The sequence below is a fragment of the Blautia obeum ATCC 29174 genome (assembly GCF_025147765.1).
GTDB lineage: Bacteria > Bacillota > Clostridia > Lachnospirales > Lachnospiraceae > Blautia_A > Blautia_A obeum.
Genome location: NZ_CP102265.1, coordinates 1,882,132 through 1,899,728, shown reverse-complemented (window position 1 = coordinate 1,899,728; position 17,597 = coordinate 1,882,132). Strand labels below are relative to the sequence as shown.

Here is a 17,597-nt window from a genome sequence, read left to right as displayed (position 1 = left end):
ATTTTTCAGGATCCTCTTAGCACACACATTTGTTGGTATCTGTATTATTTTCCAATGATCCTGATTCCCACTTTAGGTTTAAATGCTTCCTTTCTTTTGGAAGAAGAACATGACAAAGTAAAAAAGAGAAGTATCTTCTTACTATTCTCGGCTATGTTGCTGATCATATCCGTATTTACAAATGATCTGCATCAGCAGGTCTTTCATTTTTATCTGAATCCACCTTATTCAGACAAAAATTACAGCTATGGATTTCTCTTTTTTATAATACAGGGATGGATTATATTTTGTCTCATTGCTATGGACATAATTCTTGTTCGCAAAAGCAGAATTGCAGGTAAAAAACGTTTCTGGCTTCCGGTAATACCTGGCATTATACTTCTGGCATGGAACATTGCAAATATTCTCCGGGTACCTATAATCAGCACCATTGCGGGCGATCTGACTGCAATCTGCTGTCTTTGTATAGCCGCCATCTTCCAAAGCTGCATCCTTTGTGGTCTGATTCCTACCAACAGCCGCTACTTTGAATTATTCCAGTCAAATGGCAGTCTGGATGCAGAGATTACAGATAACACTTTTCATCGATATTATTATTCCGGAAACTTTCCAAAACTTACCGAGGAATTGCGTGAATGTGTGATTGCCAATTCTTCAATACAAGAGAATGGAGTTTTGATCAAACATATTCCTGTTAAAGGCGGGCATTTATTCTGGACAGAAGATATTTCTGTACTTCTGGATCAGTACCAGGATATTGAAGAACAGCAGGAAGAATTAACCGAACGAAACCAGCTTTTACAGATGACTTATCAAAAAGAAGCTGCGAGAAAAAAACTAGAAGAAAAGAACCGACTTTTAAATATGATTCAGGATCAGACATACAAACAGTATGAGCTGCTTTCCTCATATATGAAAAAGCTTGAACAAACTGAATCCAGAGAAGAATATGATATGCTCCTGAGTAAGATTGTAGTCGTAGGAACATATTTGAAAAGAAGAAAAAATCTTGTACTTACCGGATACAGTTCACAAGGAGATTCTCTTACTATGGCCGATCTGAAGCAGAGTCTTGCAGAATCCTGCGAAAATCTGAAACTATGCAGGATCCGTGCAGCTTATTATGTACAGGATAAAGAAAAGCAGCTTCAAGCAGATGATATTCTGAACTGCTATGACTTTTTTGAATGGCTGATTGAACAGCTTTTTGATGTTATAAATTCAGTCTTTTTCCGTGTAACCCAGATTGACGAAAAACTACAGATTTCTGTCCATGTTATGAGTTCAACAGATATTCATAATTTTCTGAAAGAACGACCTGAACTTTTAATACAGCAGGAGGAGGAACAGGAATGGTTTATTCGATGTCCGCTCTCATAAATGATACCATAAAATTACAAAATGTTCTTATGATCCTTATGGAAATATGTCTGATTCTTGAATTTATCCTACTATTTTCAAGAATTATGCGTGCTGTTGAAAAATGGAAGATAGCTGTTTCCGCATCATGGCTGATCATTTCTTTTCTTATTATGGCCGGACTTTTGAATGACCATCGACACAGACTGGATAAACCTCCGCATAAACCTATCTTTTATTCATTTCCGGCATATGCATTGGTGATCATAATTGTTCTGCTGACTGTTTATCTTATTCTGGCAATTTGCAAAGAGATCAAAGAATACAATAATACACTTTCTCCCTGGTCTGTTTATGAAGCGGTAAACAATGTTCCCTGCGGTGTCTGCTTTTCAGATTCTCTCGGACGTATTATCTTAAGCAACTCCAAAATGCAGGAGTTGTGCAGAATGCTTACTGGAAACTATCTTCAGAATTTTGATTCTTTCCGTTATGCCATAAATTCCGAGCCAGTACAGGATAATGTGATCAAATTAAACTCTGATAACAATGTATTCTATTTTCAGGATGGTTCCGTCTGGATGTTTCAGGAATATCACCTTACAGAACCCTCACTGAAAGGCTATGTACAAACTGTCGCACTCGATGTTTCCGAAATATATTACAACAGTGAAGAGATTAAGAGGAACAATGAAAAACTGGCAAAACTAAATCAAAAGCTGGAAGAAATGTATGAACGAATCGGTGATGAAATACGCGAACAGGAAACTCTATCCATGAAAATGCAGGTACATGATAACTTCGGAAGGAGCCTTCTCTCTATACGAAGAATCTTAGAAGACAAAGAATCACCAGAAAATATGAAGGAACAGTTGGAAACTTTAAAGCAACAGGTTTATATCCTTACCAATACAACCGTCGCTAATAAAGAAAACCAATATGAGGATACCGAAAGACATGCAGAAGAACTTGGTATTTCCATTCAGATCCAGGGCAGCTATCCAGATACTCCCGCATACCGGTGCCTTACAGATCGCGCTATTCGTGAATGCGTAACAAACTGTGCCCGACATGCACATGGAAATACTGTTTTTGTTATTATGAAAAGGAAACGCAACGAATATCAGATTCAGATCACCAATGATGGTGAATTGCCGTCAAAGGATGCCAAAGAGGGTGGTGGACTGTCTGCTCTGCGAAAAGCAGTTGAAGCAGAGGGTGGCTCTATGAACACTTTTTTCGAACCTGCTTTTTATCTGTTGCTGAATTTACCTCTGTTTGATGAAGAATACTAATTCAATTTTGGAAGGAAATGATTCTATGGCACGCATACTCATTGTAGAAGATCAGAAGATCATGCAGAAATATTTCGAGTTTATTATTTTACAGGATCCGGATTTAAAGCTCGTAGATACTATTTCAGATGCCCGTGAAGCCGTAAAGATCTGCAATTATTCTGTCATCGATCTGGTTCTGATGGATGTGCAGACCTTCCATAACCATGACGGCCTGTCTGCCGGAAAGGCAATCAGAGAAGAGCATCCTGGAACCAAAGTACTCATTGTAACTTCTCTGATCGATCCTAAAGTTCTGGAAAGAGCTAAGACCGGATGCGCAGACAGTCTCTGGTACAAAGATCATGGTGAAGATGAAATACGTGATGTGATACACAGGACTCTTAATGGAGAACATGTTTTTCCGGATGTGACCCCGGACGTAGAACTGAACTGGATCACCAGCGGTGAGATCAGTCCACGACAGTTAGAAATGCTCCGGCTATATATCTGTGGTATGTCCTATTCCGAAATTGCAAAAGAAATGAACTGTACCACTTCCGGAGTACGCTGGAACTTTCAGGAAATGATTGCAAAAGCCGGATACAACTGTAAAGAGGATCTGATTGCTGCTGCACTAGAAAGTAAATTAATAGTTACCACGCTAAAATAAACCAAAGAGAGGAGATGACATCATGAAGAAAAAATTAATTGCAATATGCCTCAGTGCTTTGATACTTACTTCTGTTACCTCCGTAAACTGTATGGCGAAAAATCCATACCCTGATGAAGAATCTTACAGCGAATCCAGTTTTGCTATTTTACAGGATATGCTTCGAGAAAATGACTGTCAGACAGGAATTGCTTTTCTGGGTTATATCGGATACGATGCCACAACCGAAGAAATTCTGGATTATACAAACCAAGAGGATTATGTTGCATCTTATCCGTTTCTTAAAAATGGTACCATCGTGGATGCGGGTGGTTATGAAGTCTTTGCGATCGTTCCGGCTTCGGACTGGTCGATCAGCGTATACGCCTCTGAGATGACCGAAGATGCCGTCTACAAAGATTATCTGGATTTCCCGTTATATGAGGGTTCACCTGATGAAGTGATCATTCTCCGATGCAACCTGAGTGAGATTTATTCAAACACAATGGTCACATCCAAAGAAGGCAATATGAGCGTTTCCTACCGTCCTTCCATTTCTTTGAAAGACGGCCACCTGGCAGAAGAACAGCGTTGCTACGATTTTTCAATCTACTATGATTTCGACTATGGACATAATGGTTCTGACAACTGTATGGAAAGCAATCTTCCTGAAGATTATTATGAGGATTATTACAGTGATACAGTACAAAACGCTTATGAACTTCTCTGTTCAACTGATGAGGTCAGCTACTATCTGGGGCTGGGATTCTTTGTATGGTATACCGGAAACAAAGATATGATCGATGACAAAGAATGCAGAGTATTCGTTCTCGGAAAAGACCTGGACGATCATATCGAAGTCAAAAATCATTACGCAGTCAGTGATAATCAGGTATATTACCTTGATGTGATTGAAAATACCTGGAATATTCTTGGATCCGGATAATGTAATTCCTACTTCACAATACCATAATGCTTCCTGATTCTTGAGTTTATACATTCTTGAGTTTGTACCCTTTTTGGCTTGAATTCCTTTTGTAAAGCATATATAATAGGAATACTGTGAAGAAATGTCGCTGCGATAAATTTTGTTGCGAAATTTTCTTCATGTAACCAGTTATATAACAACCTTCGAAAGGAAAACTATGAGAAAATTAGCATTGCGCGATGAAATACTTCTGCAGATTGATAAAGCTGCCCGTTACATCGGTGGTGAAGTCAATGCAGTTATGAAAAACAAAGAGGATGTCGATATCCGTTTTGCAATGGCATTCCCGGATGTCTATGAGATTGGTATGTCCAACCTCGGAATGATGATCTTATATGATATGTTCAACAAAAGAGACGACGTATGGTGCGAGCGTCTCTTTTCACCGTGGACAGACCTTGATAAGATCATGCGTGAAGAGCACATTCCATTATTTACTCTGGAATCTCAGGATCCGGTAAAGGAATTTGATTTCCTTGGTATCACTCTCGGATATGAAATGTGCTATACAAACGTTCTCCAGTTACTGGATCTCAGTGGAATCCCACTTCTTGCAAAAGAACGTACAGAGGATGATCCGCTGGTGATCGGCGGAGGCGCGTGTGCATACAATCCTGAGCCACTTGCACCGTTCTTTGACCTTTTCTATATCGGAGAGGGTGAAATGGTCTATGGAGCCCTTTTTGACGCTTACAAGGCAAACCAGAAGGCCGGTGGCAGCAGACAGGATTTCCTTCTGAAAGCAGCACAGATTCCTGGTATTTATGTACCTTCTCTCTATGAAGTTACCTATAAAGAAGATGGTACCATTAAATCCTTCCAGCCTAAATATGAAAATGTACCGGAAAAGGTTGAAAAACAGCTCGTTATCGATATGGATAAAGATTACAATAAACTGGAAGCTCCGGTCGTTCCTCATATCAAGGCAACACAGGATCGTGTTACTCTGGAAATCCAGCGTGGCTGTATCCGCGGATGCCGTTTCTGCCAGGCTGGCATGATCTACCGTCCGACTAGAGAACGTGATATCGAGACATTAAAAGAATCTGCAAGAATCATGCTTCAGAAGACAGGTCATGAAGAAATATCTTTAAGTTCGTTAAGTTCCAGTGACTACAGTCACCTGAAAGAGATCGTGAACTTCCTGATTGATGAATTCCGTGATGAGGCAGTCAATATTTCTCTGCCTTCTCTTAGAATCGATGCATTTGCTCTCGATGTTATGAGTAAAGTTCAGGATGTCAAAAAAAGCAGCCTCACTTTTGCTCCGGAAGCAGGTTCTCAGCGTCTTCGTAATGTTATTAATAAAGGACTTACGGAAGAAGATATCCTGCACGGCGCCGGTGAAGCTTTCAAGGGCGGATGGAATCAGGTTAAGCTTTATTTCATGCTTGGACTTCCTACTGAAACAGAAGATGATATGAATGGCATCGCACATCTTGCCCAGAAGATTGCCGAAACCTATTATGAAGTTGTTCCAAAGGAGCAGCGTAAAGGAAAAGTACAGATCAATGTCAGCACTTCTTTCTTTGTGCCAAAACCGTTCACCCCGTTCCAGTGGGCACCAATGTTCCGTGAAGAAGACTTTATCGAAAAAGCTAAAGTTGTTAAGAATGAGATTCGTTCTCAGTTGAACCAGCGAAGCATCCGTTATAACTGGCATGAACCTGATGTAACCGTACTGGAAGGTTTCCTTGCAAGAGGTGACCGCCGCTGTGCAGATGTCATCCTTAAAGCATATGAAAAGGGTGCTCTTTATGACGCATGGTCTGAAAGCTTCCACTATGACATCTGGAAAGAAGCCTTTAAAGAAACCGGTGTGGATATTGAGTTCTATACACTCCGTGAACGCAGCACGGATGAGATTCTTCCATGGGATTTCATTGATGCAGGTGTTACCAAAAAATTCCTGATCCGTGAATGGAAACAGGCGAAAGCAGAAACTGTTACACCAAACTGCCGTCAGAAATGCTCTGGCTGTGGTGTACTTAAATACAAAGGAGGTGTGTGCTGTGAAAGTAAGAATTAAGTTTGCCAAAGCCGGGCATATGAAATTTGTCGGCCATCTGGACACTATGCGTTATTTCCAGAAAGCCATCCGCCGTGCTGAGCTTCCGGTTGCATTCTCCGGTGGCTACAGTCCGCATATGATCATGTCTTTTGCGGCACCACTTGGTGTTGGCACAACCAGTCTTGGTGAGTACTTTGATATGGAACTAACTGAAACAGTTCCAACAAAAGAGATTGAAAACCGCCTGAATGCTGTTATGGCAGAGGGTGTTTCTATCTGCTCTGCTCGTCAGGTAGAAGACGGTAAGGCAAGTACCGCTATGGCTCTGGTAGCTGCTGCCGATTATTTTATACAGTTCCGCGAAGGAAAAGAACCTGCTGCAGACTGGCGTGCCGGACTGGATGATTTTCTTTCCCAGAAAGAGATCATTGTAACCAAGAAAACTAAACGCAGTGAAAAAACGGTAGACATCCGTCCATATATTTATGAAATGCATTTAGACGGTGAAGGTGTTTTCATGCAGCTTGCTTCTGCAAGTTCCAACTACACCAAACCGGAACTTGTCATGGACACTTTCCTTCGTTGGATGGATGAGGAACCGCTTCCATTTGCATACATGATCGAACGTCGTGAGATTTATGCCAACAAAGGTGATGAAGAACATCTGAAACTCGTTTCTATGGAATCATTAGGTGAAGAAGTTGAATAAGCTGATCATTACAGAAATGCTTCTTAACGAAGTTCCCTGTACCGTCTGTGCAATCGTCCAGGACCAGAAGGTAATTGAACTTCGTCTGGAGCCTTCCGGGAAAAAAAATACTCTTAACAATATTTATGTAGGACAAGTTGAAAACATTGCCGCCAATATTCAGGCGGCTTTTGTCCGTTTAAGCGATTCCGTAAATGGCTATCTGCCTCTGAATCAGTGTACGAATGCCATTTACACAGATGGTCGAAAAACAGATCAGCCCCTGCGTCCTGGAGACCAGCTTCTGGTCCAGATCAACCGTGAAGCCATGAAAGGGAAACTTCCTGCACTGACCGCAAATCTGAATTTTTCGGGAAAATATCTTGTTCTGACTACAGGAAATCGAAAAATAGGTTTTTCCAACAAACTTTCCAAGGAAGAGAGCAGTCTTCTGAATAAATGGCTGGAAGAAGAACGTAGCCTACCGGAACGTGAGTATGGCATCATTGCCCGTACAAATGCTGCAGAAGCTTCCAAAGAAGAATTTTTTCATGAATTGGAAATGCTGAAAAAACAATATGAAAAAGTTGCCGTTCATGGACGGAACCGTACCTGTTACAGTCTTCTATATGAAGCAGAACCATTTTATCTGGCAGCAGTTCGCGATGTCTATACCAGAGATCTGGATGAGATTGTTACTGATATTCCTGAAATACATGAAAAGATCTTCGCTTATCTCAGCGAATTTCAGCCGGATAAACTGGAGATTCTTAAGCTGTATCAGGATAAATTACTTCCACTATATAAGCTTTACAGTCTGGAGGGTGCGATCGATGAAGTATGCCATGAAAAGATCTGGCTGAAAAGTGGAGGTTTTCTTGTTATCCAGCAGACGGAGGCGTTTGTTTCCATTGATGTCAACAGTGGCAAATATACTGGAAAGAAAAAAGCAGAAGAGACTTACCGTAAAATAAATCTCGAAGCCGCTGCTGAAATTGCCCGTCAGATTCGACTTCGAAATCTCTCCGGGATCATTCTGGTTGATTTTATCAATATGGAAAACCCGGATCATCAGGATGAACTTTTTCATGTTCTTCAGAAATATCTCCGCAAAGACCCGGTCAAATGCAAAGCAATTGATATCACGCCACTTCATATCCTTGAAATGACCCGTCAAAAGGTTCGGCGCCCATTGATTGAAGATCTGAGGGAATTAAGTGCGAAATAAATTAGATATAATCTTAACTATTTTTTAACACTAGTTTCATTGACTTTTGGTCATATTTGAGGTTATAATGTTTGTCGGCTAAGTAATTGACTAATAAAGAGCCATTACATTGATTTAAAAATTATAGTATAAAGGCAGGTGAACAGAATGGATAATTGTGATTCTCACGGGCGAAGTTGTCGCACAGGACGAAAGAGCTGCATAGGATGTGATGGAATCATTTTTTATCACATTCTGTTTTAATTTGTCTATTTTTCTTTTCTATTTCTTATAGATCTGATTTTTATTCAGATACTCTTTTATCCTGTTAACAGATCCCATGAACACAATTAATAAAACCCAATATGACATGTTGTTTTTAACTTAAAAAGGCATGCCTTATTTGTGTTCGGTTAAATAAAAGAACAGGAGGGATACTGCATGGAAAAAAGAGTGCAGGACTACACCAGTGAGATTCTGGAAGTAGTAAAAAGCAATGCGTCACCGGCAGTTCTGTGTCAGCGTCTTCAGGATTATCATGAAAATGATATTGCTGATATATTAGAAAAGCTGAGCCCGGCAGAACGCTGCAAGTTATATAGAATTCTGGATATGGATACTATTTCCGATATTTTTGAATATACGGAAGAAGCAGATGTTGTTAAATATCTGGAGGAAATGAATATCCGAAAAGCCGCTGCAATTTTATCAAAAATGGATACAAATGTATTATCCGATGTTTTGCAGCAGTTTGATCGTTCAAAACGAAAGATCTTTATTGAATTACTGGATGACGAAGTTCGTCACGACATCGAAATGATCAATTCTTTCGATGAAGATGAAATCGGTAGCCGTATGACAACAAATTATATTGTCATCCACGAGAATCTTACTGTCAAAGAAGCCATGACTGAACTGGTTTCTCAGGCTGCTAAAAATGACAATATTTCTACTATTTTTGTTATTACTGCATCTGAAGAGTTTTATGGTGCCATTGATCTGAAAGATCTGATCATTGCACGCCGCGATCACCCTCTTGAAGAACTGATCGTAACTTCTTATCCTTATGTGTATGGTACTGATCTGATTGATGAATGTATCGAGGATCTGAAAGATTATTCCGAAGATTCTATCCCGGTACTTGACAACGACAATCGTCTGCTTGGTGTTATCACCTCTGCTAACATCGTAGATCTTGTCGATGATGAAATGGGCGATGACTACGCAAAGCTGGCTGGTCTGACAGCGGAAGAGGATCTTAATGAACCGCTCAGGGAAAGTATGAAAAAAAGAATGCCATGGCTGGTCATTCTTCTTGCTCTCGGTATGATCGTATCTTCAGTTGTTGGTATATTTGAAAAGGTTGTTACCAATCTGCCGATCATCATGTGTTTCCAGTCTCTGATCCTGGATATGGCCGGTAACGTTGGTACACAGTCCCTGGCGGTAACGATCCGTGTTCTTATGGACGAATCCCTGACAGCCAAACAGAAATTTGAACTTGTATTTAAAGAAATGAAGATTGGTCTCTGCAATGGTGGTGTACTTGGTTTAATGTCATTTGCACTGATTGGTCTGTACATTTATATTATCAAAGGCAAAACCCTTATATTTGCATATGCAGTATCTGGATGCATTGGTTTATCCCTGCTTCTCGCAATGCTGATTTCCAGCGCCGTAGGTACCTGCATTCCATTGTTTTTCAAAAAAATCCATATTGACCCGGCAGTTGCTTCCGGTCCGCTGATCACAACCATCAATGACCTTGTAGCTGTAATTTCCTATTATGGATTAAGCTGGATCTTCCTGATCGAAGTCCTTCATCTTGCCGGATAAACACCATTGGGGACGGAGTTAGTGGCTATTTAAAGCCACTAACTCCGTCCCCAATCTTTATTCTTCTCTTAATTTAACTGCAGTTGCCGCCTGACGCCGTCTGGCATCGTCTAAGGCTGCGTAATGCTTCTTAGTAGTATTGACATCCTTATGTCCCAGAACGTCCGCTACAAGGTAAATATCGCCCGTTTCCTGGTACAGTGCGGTACCATAGGTGCTTCGAAGTTTATGTGGTGTAATTTTCTTGGTTGTCGTAATCTGTCTGGAATATTTTTTTACCATATTCTCAACCGCCTGTACGCCCATACGTTTGCGCTGGGCAGAATAGAAGAGAGCGTGCTCATGACCGGCAAGGGGAGTGATTCCCTCACGGACCTCCAGGTATCTTTTGAGTGCTTTTTCTACCTCAGGCCCAAAATAAACAACCATTTCATTTCCACCTTTTCGGGTGACTTTGATTCCATTATTCTTAAAATCTACATCTTCAATATCCAGTCCGACACATTCAGAAACACGGATTCCGGTTCCAAGAAGCAATGTAACGATTGCCAGATCGCGTTCTTTTGTTTTTTCATAAAACACACGTTTCTGGCCGGTAAGTGTATCGCCACAGTGTTCTATATAATCCAAAAGCATGGCAACTTCATCAGTATCCAGACGAATAATGCTTTTTTCATGGATTTTCGGTACATCAATAAGCACTGTAGGATTCGTATGGATCATTTCACGTTTGTAATAATAGGCATAAAAACTCCTCAAAGCGGAGATTTTTCTTTTCAGGCCACGTTCACCATTTGTTTCTGTTTTATCACCTGACTGATATAATTTCAGATATTCCTGGTATTCCTCAAGATCGACAGCTTTAATCTGATCGAGAACATCAACCGTAAAATCAGTCATGGCATGATCTTTGAATGCAGGATTTTCATCCAGAAGAAACTGGAAAAAAATTCGAATGTCATATGCATAAGAAATTCTTGTTTTGGCAGTTGTGGTCGTGTCAATTGCCCGGAAATAATCTTTACAGAATGGAGGCAGCGTTGCCAGAACCTGACGAAGCTTTAATGTATTTTCCATATCTGTATGTTCACGGTAAGTTGTTTTTTTATCGCTCATAAAATTAAATTTCCCCTTCAATATAAAAGAAACTATAAGAACTATAAAAATGGATTTACAAAGGGATTAATTATGGCATTTATCGAAAGAGCCCTCCTTATCTATATGAAAAACTCGGGTTTGTCGTATAGATATAGATAACTCTTTCAAATGCCATATTCAGGGATTTTTCTGATTTTTCCATATCTGACATTTGTAAAACATTTTCGTTTATAATTTTCAGTTCTTTTATTCCTCAAATTCCGCTGTTACAATAAATCCTCTTGGCGTATGTTCGATATTTTTTATGATTCCATGTGTTGACTTGATTCGTTCTGAATTTTTATAACATCCTGACATGGCCACAGCCGGTTCGATAATATAACTGTAATTCATATATGATTGAAACTCCGAGATTTCAACTTCATCACCAATATGAATCAGTCCCTGGCGTTCCATTTTAAACTTTTCCTGACGCATTAAAATTCTTCTTTCTGTCTAATTATTTTAACTGAAAAATTTATAATATTTTTTCATCCAATATAATCGTAAAAGGTCCATCATTGATCAATGATACCTTCATGTCCGCTCCAAAAATCCCATGTTCTACAACAGGTACTGATTTTTTCGCCTCCTGAATCATATATTCATATAATTCCTCCGCCATATGTGGTTCACCTGCTTCAATAAAACTTGGTCTGTTTCCCTTCTTGCAGTTTGCATACAGCGTAAATTGTGAAACCATCAAAAGTTCTCCATTTACATCTTTTAAGGACAGATTAGTCTTTCCATTTTCATCTTCAAAAATACGCAGTCCAAGCAGTTTTTTTAAATATTTATCCGCCACCTCTCTGGAATCTTCATGACCTGCTCCCACAAAGACAAGCAAACCTTTATTTATCTTTCCTACCGTATTTTCATCTACCTGTACCTCTGCCTGAAGTACACGTTGTATTACAAGACGCATTTTCTTCCTCCCGGATCTATATTTATATATCAATTGTATTATACCATCTACAACCAGCTAAGAAAAGCCCTGTACAGGACAGCTCATTTCTGTAGAACTCCTGTAACAGGGCTTAAAATATCCTGTTTATTATTTGGATATTTTGGTTCTGTCAAAAATTTTAATGGATTCAATTATTGCCTCAGTTGCATAATCAATACCAAGCTTACCGCTGTCTATGCAAAGATTATAGCTCCGTGCAGCTCCCCATTTCTTATTGGTATAGTAATTATAATAACTGGCTCTGCTCTTGTCAGTTTTTGTAATCATATCTTTTGCTTCTTTTGGAGTTTTTCCATGTTTGGATGCAATTCTGTTGATTCTCCAGTCAAGATCCGCATGCACAAAAATACTGAAACAATCATTCCAGTCTGCCAGTGCATAATCTGCACAACGTCCTACCATTACACAAGGTCCCTCACCTGCCAGTTTCTTAATTGCATCAAACTGTGCCAGAAAAATTTTGTGATTCATTGGCATATCTGAGAATCCGGATGAAGAATATCCAAAAGAATATGTATCCATTACAAGAGAATACAGAAAACTATTGGTTGGTTTTTCATCATGGTGTTCAAACAGCTCTTTGCAGATTCCGCTGTCATTGGCAGCGTGTTCCAGAAGTTCCTTATCATAACATTTAATTCCGAAGTATTTAGCAACCTCCTGTCCAATCTGTCTTCCGCCACTTCCATATTCACGTCCGATTGTAATAATTGAGCTTGTACTGTTCATAATATACACTCCCTTCTGCAAAAATCATGTTACTATTATACAATATTTTCAAAAGAATTCCAACTATTTTCTCAATTTATCCAAAAGTTTTGAAAAATATTCCGGAATCGGAGCCTCAAACTCCATATATTCTCCGGTTACCGGATGTATAAATCCAAGAATCATTGCATGAAGTGCCTGTCCCTGAAGATGATAAGGATTTTTGGAAGATCCATAGACCGTATCTCCAAGGAGTGGATGTCCCAGACTTGCCATATGTACACGAATCTGATGCGTACGACCTGTTTCCAGACGACATTCAATATACGTAGTCTGACCGAAACGCTCCAGGACTTTATAATGTGTAACTGCCTCTTTTCCATTTTTATGGTTGATCGCCATCTTCTTACGATCGATCGGATGACGCCCGATCGGTGCGTCTACAGTCCCTTCATCTTCTTTGATATTTCCCTGAACAATTGCACGATATCGTCTTTTAATACTGTGTTCCTTAAGCTGTTCTGCAAGGTTTCTGTGCACCATATCATCCTTACAGATCAAAAGAGCCCCCGTAGTGTCTTTATCGATACGATGAACGATACCAGGACGCATAACTCCATTGATTCCGGAGAGATTATCTCCACAATGTGCCATTACAGCATTAACCAGCGTTCCCTCCATATGTCCTGCACTTGGATGTACGACCATGTCTTTAGGCTTATTTACAACCATAAGCCATTGATCCTCATACAGAATATCCAACGGAATGTTCTCCGGCTTTATATCCGGTGTCTGCAGATCCGGGATATTTAAAATAACATGATCTCCTGGCTGTGTTTTATAATTTGCCTTAACAATACGGGTATTCACAGAAACCGCTCCATCTTTCAGCAGCTTCTGCAGATAAGAACGCGAAAGATCCGGACAGCACTCTGCCAGATACTTATCGATTCTGACGTTTTTTTCTGAAGAATCTATATTAAATTCTAGTTTTTCCATAAGTCATCCTTTATTTTTTAATAAAATCAAAATCCTCATCTCTGTAGTGGAAAAGAACGAGTATCACCAATGCAATGCCTCCACATACAACATAGATATCTGCAAGATTAAATATCGGAAAATCGATCAAAGAAACATAAATAAAATCTACAACATATCCTCGAAATGCCCGGTCAATAAAATTTCCTGCCGCACCTCCTGTCAGAATACCACCTGCCAGAATCAATGGAATGTAATATCCTGTTTTGGGAATTCTGAAGAAAAGCCACAACATTACAGCACAAAAAGCTATGCACAGTACAAGAAAAAGCATCTGACGTCCCTGAAGCATGCCAAATGCCATTCCTCTGTTTTCCAGATACTGCAACTCCAGCACACCCGTAATAAGCGTCATCCCGGATGTGCCCTTTAATTTTGATACTGCCCAGTATTTTGCTGCCTGATCTGCCACTATGAGTAATATAATTCCAGTAAACCACACCAAAAAACAGATAAAAGAAGCTTTCTTTTTATTCATCGAAGAATCTCCTGAATTCCCTCCAGCAATTCCTGATCTGTCACGGTACGATCAATAAAACTGCCTCCAAGGCCCTTCATAAGAACAAATTTAATCTGTCCCTGTTCCATTTTCTTGTCCTTTTTAGTCGCAGCAAGAATATCTCCCGCATGCAATCCCTCGATGTACGTTGGAAGCCGATAAGACTCACAGCCCTGTATGATCTGCTGATATTCTTTTTCTGTAAGCAGTCCTCTATTCAGAGAAATCTTTGCAGCTGCAATAAGCCCGATCGCAACACACTGGCCATGCAAGAGTTTAAAATCCATGAGTTTTTCTACTGCATGGCCAATCGTATGACCAAGATTAAGCAATGCACGTTCTTCCTGCTCTTTTGGATCACTTTCTACAACACCTGCTTTGATCTCACAGCAGCGACGAATCATTTTCTTCAGAAGTTCTGTATCCAACTGCTGTATTTTTTCCTGCTCCGCACACACAAACTGATAAAAATCTCCGTCGCAGATAAGCCCTGTCTTCAAGACTTCTCCCATGCCACAGGCAAACTGCTCTGCCGGAAGAGAACGCAATGTGTGAAGGTTCATATAAACAAGACGAGGCTGATGGAAAGCACCTACCATGTTTTTATACTGCTCCAGATCTACTCCTGTCTTACCTCCAACACTGCTGTCCACCTGAGAAAGAAGTGTTGTAGGAACCTGAATAAAATCGATACCGCGAAGATATGTTGCCGCACCAAATCCTGCAAGATCACCTACCACACCGCCTCCAAGCGCAATGATCAGACTCTTACGGTCCAGTTTTTCCTCGATCAGTACTTTATAAAGCTGTTGTACTGTATTCAGATTTTTGCTTTTTTCACCTGCTTCAAATGTAAACACAGATATTTTGGAAGCTACTGGTGAAAGAACTTTCTGTACCTCTGCCGCATAAAGCGGTGCCACATTCGTATCTGTTACAATACAAAAATTTCTGTTCTCCAGTCCCTCTGTCCGAATTGCGTCTGCAAGTTTCTCAAACCCATCCTCAAAATAGATCGGATAGTAAAAATCTCCGTTTCTTCTGACCTGTAATGCATCTGTGCCCATATCTTAGTCCTCCTGATCCTTACTGGTAACGCAACAGCTTCACACTGTTCCGTCCTTTTTTTGTCTGTCTGGAAACGCCCTCATACCGAAATCGCCCCTTACCACGTACCGAAATAATATCTCCATCTTTTGGCTCATATCCATTCGATGTAATTAATTTTCCATTTACAAATACCTGACCGCCTTCTATGAAAGGAACCATACTGTTTCTTGAAGTCTGAAAAGCCAGTCCAATCAGTGCATCCAGACGTACGGAAGCACATGTGCCATTGATCTCCTGAAATTCCGGCTCCGGTATATGTTCCAGATTATCCACCATAGAAAGTTTCATAGTCGTATGGCGTACTCTGGTCAGATTTTCTATGATATAATCTGCAATTTTTTCGTGACAGAATATCCATGCAGTATGTTTCTGTACAAGAATATCTCCTATCACAGCACGCTCGATTCCCAAATTGAGAACTGCTCCCAGAAAATCACGATGCGTCAGGTCCTCTGAAAATTTCGCAGCAAGTGGTTCTGCCTTCAGACATTTAATAGGATACTTCCATGGAAATAAAAGAGCATCAGGATGAAATGCTACCATCTGACGCTCTGCCTGTTCGTAACCGCCAAAACATTCCATAACTACGCCTGGCATTTGATTTTTACGGTCATTTATGATATTTTGTTCATTTAAATTAAGAAAATCCGAAAAAGTGACAATATCTCTCTGATAAGAGAGATTTGCCAGTTCCCGGATTCTCTTGATAAAGAATTCGTCTTTTTCCATTGTTAATCAATACCCTGTGTTAATCAATATCCTGCTCTTACAGACGGTACCGGATTACTTCCAAGAATATTCTGAAGATCACCAGTAATATCCACATTGTAAGGTCCAAGAATGAAGATATAGCTGGATACCTTCTGCAGGCTTCCACCCAGAGAATAACATGCACCGGATGTAAAATCGATAATCCTCTGTGCAAGTTCCATATCAAGTCCTTCAAGATTCAATACAACTGTAGAATTGTCTACTAATGTATCTGCAATTTCACGAGTATCTTCCATCGATGTAGGTCTGATTACACATACTTCCATATTTGCTGCCTGTGATCCCTTTCTGCTGCTTCGCATTGGAGTGATCTTGGATGAAGTACTTCGTGCCGGCTTGTCCTGTTTGACAGATACTTTTGGTATGGAAACAGTTTTGACTGGCTGTTTCGGTGCAGCTGCAACCGGTTCTTCATCATCAAAATCATCAACCTCTTCGTCATCAGCTTTTTTAGAGAATTTCTGGAAAAATTTCTTTACAGGCTTATCCTCCTGATCATCATCCAGGAAATCATCGTCATCACTGTCAAGAAGATCATCATCTAAATAATCATCTTCATCATAATCATCATTAAGTTTTACGGCATCCAAAAGTTTATCTAAAACGCTCATTTTAATCTCCAATCCTATTTGTCTTATGGCTCAATGCGAATAGTCTCTTTCACCGAAAATACCCGTTCCAACCCGAACCATCGTAGCGCCCTCCTGCACGGCAACCTGATAATCTCCGGTCATACCCATGCTCAAAACACTCATATTAACATTATTAATGTTTTTGGCTGCAATGTCAACACTTAATTTCTTCAATTGGCGGAAAATCCCACGATTCTCCTCCGGATCTTCGACATATGGAGCAATCGTCATCAGGCCCTTTATATTTATATGCGGCAATGCTGCCACAGATTCCACAAGTGAAAGAACTTCTTCTGTTTTCAGGCCGAATTTACTCTCCTCCTGTGCTACATTTACTTCAATAAGTATCGGAACTGTCACATTATGTTTTGCAGCTTCATTTTCAATTGTTTCTGCAAGTCTCAGAGAATCTACAGAATGAATCAGTGCAACCTTGTCTACAATATATTTTACTTTATTTCTCTGCAGATGTCCGATCATATGCCAGCGAATATCTGACGGGAGCTGTGGATATTTATCCATGATCTCCTGAACCTTATTTTCTCCAAAGTCTCTTGAACCTGCATCATACGCTTCCTGAAGCATAGACACCGGTTTCGTCTTACTTACAGAAATCAATGTCACTTCTCCCGGATCACGATTTACTGCCCTGCATGCTTCCTCAATGTTTTTGCGAACCTGTTCAAGATTTTCTGTTATCATAATTTATAAGCCTCCTGA

General features: G+C 40.1%; 18 protein-coding genes. 8 read left to right on the top strand and 10 right to left on the bottom strand.

Features of this window, described 5'->3' with window-relative positions; genetic code table 11:
- Positions 1 to 300 precede the first annotated feature (300 nt).
- The 8 genes from NQ503_RS09070 to mgtE all read left to right on the top strand — a co-directional run bounded on the left by NQ503_RS09070 (position 301) and on the right by mgtE (position 10,015).
- Positions 301 to 1,380, top strand: a complete 1,080-nt coding sequence (locus NQ503_RS09070; protein WP_422666788.1) for a hypothetical protein — start codon at positions 301 to 303, stop codon at positions 1,378 to 1,380.
- The gene (locus NQ503_RS09065) at positions 1,353 to 2,654 is read left to right on the top strand and encodes a sensor histidine kinase (protein ID WP_129795700.1); all 1,302 of its coding nucleotides are present in this window, start codon (positions 1,353 to 1,355) and stop codon (positions 2,652 to 2,654) included. Before NQ503_RS09070 ends, NQ503_RS09065 begins: the two co-directional genes overlap by 28 nt.
- A gap of 25 nt (positions 2,655 to 2,679) precedes the next feature.
- Entirely contained in the window at positions 2,680 to 3,306 is a 627-nt protein-coding gene (locus NQ503_RS09060; protein WP_022389326.1) for a response regulator transcription factor, read from the top strand.
- Positions 3,307 to 3,328: 22 nt separating this feature from the next.
- A complete protein-coding gene (locus NQ503_RS09055) occupies positions 3,329 to 4,231 on the top strand; it encodes a hypothetical protein (RefSeq protein WP_005424661.1) in 903 nt (300 codons plus the stop codon).
- 199 nt (positions 4,232 to 4,430) lie between these two features.
- A complete protein-coding gene (locus NQ503_RS09050; protein ID WP_005424665.1) occupies positions 4,431 to 6,302 on the top strand; it encodes a TIGR03960 family B12-binding radical SAM protein in 1,872 nt (623 codons plus the stop codon).
- A complete protein-coding gene (locus tag NQ503_RS09045) occupies positions 6,286 to 6,993 on the top strand; it encodes a TIGR03936 family radical SAM-associated protein (RefSeq protein ID WP_044925576.1) in 708 nt (235 codons plus the stop codon). The genes NQ503_RS09050 and NQ503_RS09045 overlap by 17 nt, the downstream gene beginning before the upstream one ends.
- Positions 6,977 to 8,200, top strand: a complete 1,224-nt coding sequence (locus NQ503_RS09040) for a ribonuclease E/G (protein WP_044925579.1) — start codon at positions 6,977 to 6,979, stop codon at positions 8,198 to 8,200. Before NQ503_RS09045 ends, NQ503_RS09040 begins: the two co-directional genes overlap by 17 nt.
- 420 nt (positions 8,201 to 8,620) lie before the next feature.
- Entirely contained in the window at positions 8,621 to 10,015 is a 1,395-nt protein-coding gene (gene mgtE, locus NQ503_RS09035) for a magnesium transporter (RefSeq protein WP_005424668.1), read from the top strand.
- Positions 10,016 to 10,072: 57 nt separating this feature from the next.
- On the opposite strand, the gene NQ503_RS09030 is transcribed toward mgtE, so the two are convergent.
- The 10 genes from NQ503_RS09030 to NQ503_RS08985 all read right to left on the bottom strand — a co-directional run bounded on the left by NQ503_RS09030 (position 10,073) and on the right by NQ503_RS08985 (position 17,579).
- Complete coding sequence (locus NQ503_RS09030) at positions 10,073 to 11,131, bottom strand: tyrosine-type recombinase/integrase (protein ID WP_022389331.1); 1,059 nt, start codon at positions 11,129 to 11,131, stop codon at positions 10,073 to 10,075.
- Positions 11,132 to 11,359: 228 nt separating this feature from the next.
- The gene (locus tag NQ503_RS09025; protein ID WP_005424681.1) at positions 11,360 to 11,590 is read right to left on the bottom strand and encodes a hypothetical protein; all 231 of its coding nucleotides are present in this window, start codon (positions 11,588 to 11,590) and stop codon (positions 11,360 to 11,362) included.
- 40 nt (positions 11,591 to 11,630) lie between these two features.
- Complete coding sequence (gene dtd / locus NQ503_RS09020; RefSeq protein WP_005424683.1) at positions 11,631 to 12,077, bottom strand: D-aminoacyl-tRNA deacylase; 447 nt, start codon at positions 12,075 to 12,077, stop codon at positions 11,631 to 11,633.
- A 129-nt stretch (positions 12,078 to 12,206) separates the two neighbouring features.
- On the bottom strand, positions 12,207 to 12,848 hold the full coding sequence (locus NQ503_RS09015; protein WP_005424685.1) for a cytidylate kinase-like family protein: 642 nt from the start codon (positions 12,846 to 12,848) through the stop codon (positions 12,207 to 12,209).
- 63 nt (positions 12,849 to 12,911) lie between these two features.
- Entirely contained in the window at positions 12,912 to 13,826 is a 915-nt protein-coding gene (locus tag NQ503_RS09010; protein ID WP_005424689.1) for an RluA family pseudouridine synthase, read from the bottom strand.
- Positions 13,827 to 13,836: 10 nt separating this feature from the next.
- Positions 13,837 to 14,343, bottom strand: coding sequence for a signal peptidase II (gene lspA, locus NQ503_RS09005; RefSeq protein WP_022389334.1), 507 nt, complete (start codon positions 14,341 to 14,343; stop codon positions 13,837 to 13,839).
- The gene (gene aroB, locus NQ503_RS09000; RefSeq protein WP_005424703.1) at positions 14,340 to 15,431 is read right to left on the bottom strand and encodes a 3-dehydroquinate synthase; all 1,092 of its coding nucleotides are present in this window, start codon (positions 15,429 to 15,431) and stop codon (positions 14,340 to 14,342) included. Before aroB ends, lspA begins: the two co-directional genes overlap by 4 nt.
- Before the next feature lie 19 nt (positions 15,432 to 15,450).
- Positions 15,451 to 16,203, bottom strand: coding sequence for a YlmH family RNA-binding protein (locus tag NQ503_RS08995; RefSeq protein ID WP_044925583.1), 753 nt, complete (start codon positions 16,201 to 16,203; stop codon positions 15,451 to 15,453).
- A gap of 23 nt (positions 16,204 to 16,226) precedes the next feature.
- Positions 16,227 to 16,856, bottom strand: coding sequence for a cell division protein SepF (locus NQ503_RS08990; RefSeq protein ID WP_005424705.1), 630 nt, complete (start codon positions 16,854 to 16,856; stop codon positions 16,227 to 16,229).
- 30 nt (positions 16,857 to 16,886) lie between these two features.
- Positions 16,887 to 17,579 carry a YggS family pyridoxal phosphate-dependent enzyme gene (locus NQ503_RS08985; RefSeq protein ID WP_005424706.1) on the bottom strand — a complete coding sequence of 231 codons (693 nt, stop codon included), beginning with the start codon at positions 17,577 to 17,579 and terminating at the stop codon, positions 16,887 to 16,889.
- Positions 17,580 to 17,597 lie beyond the last annotated feature (18 nt).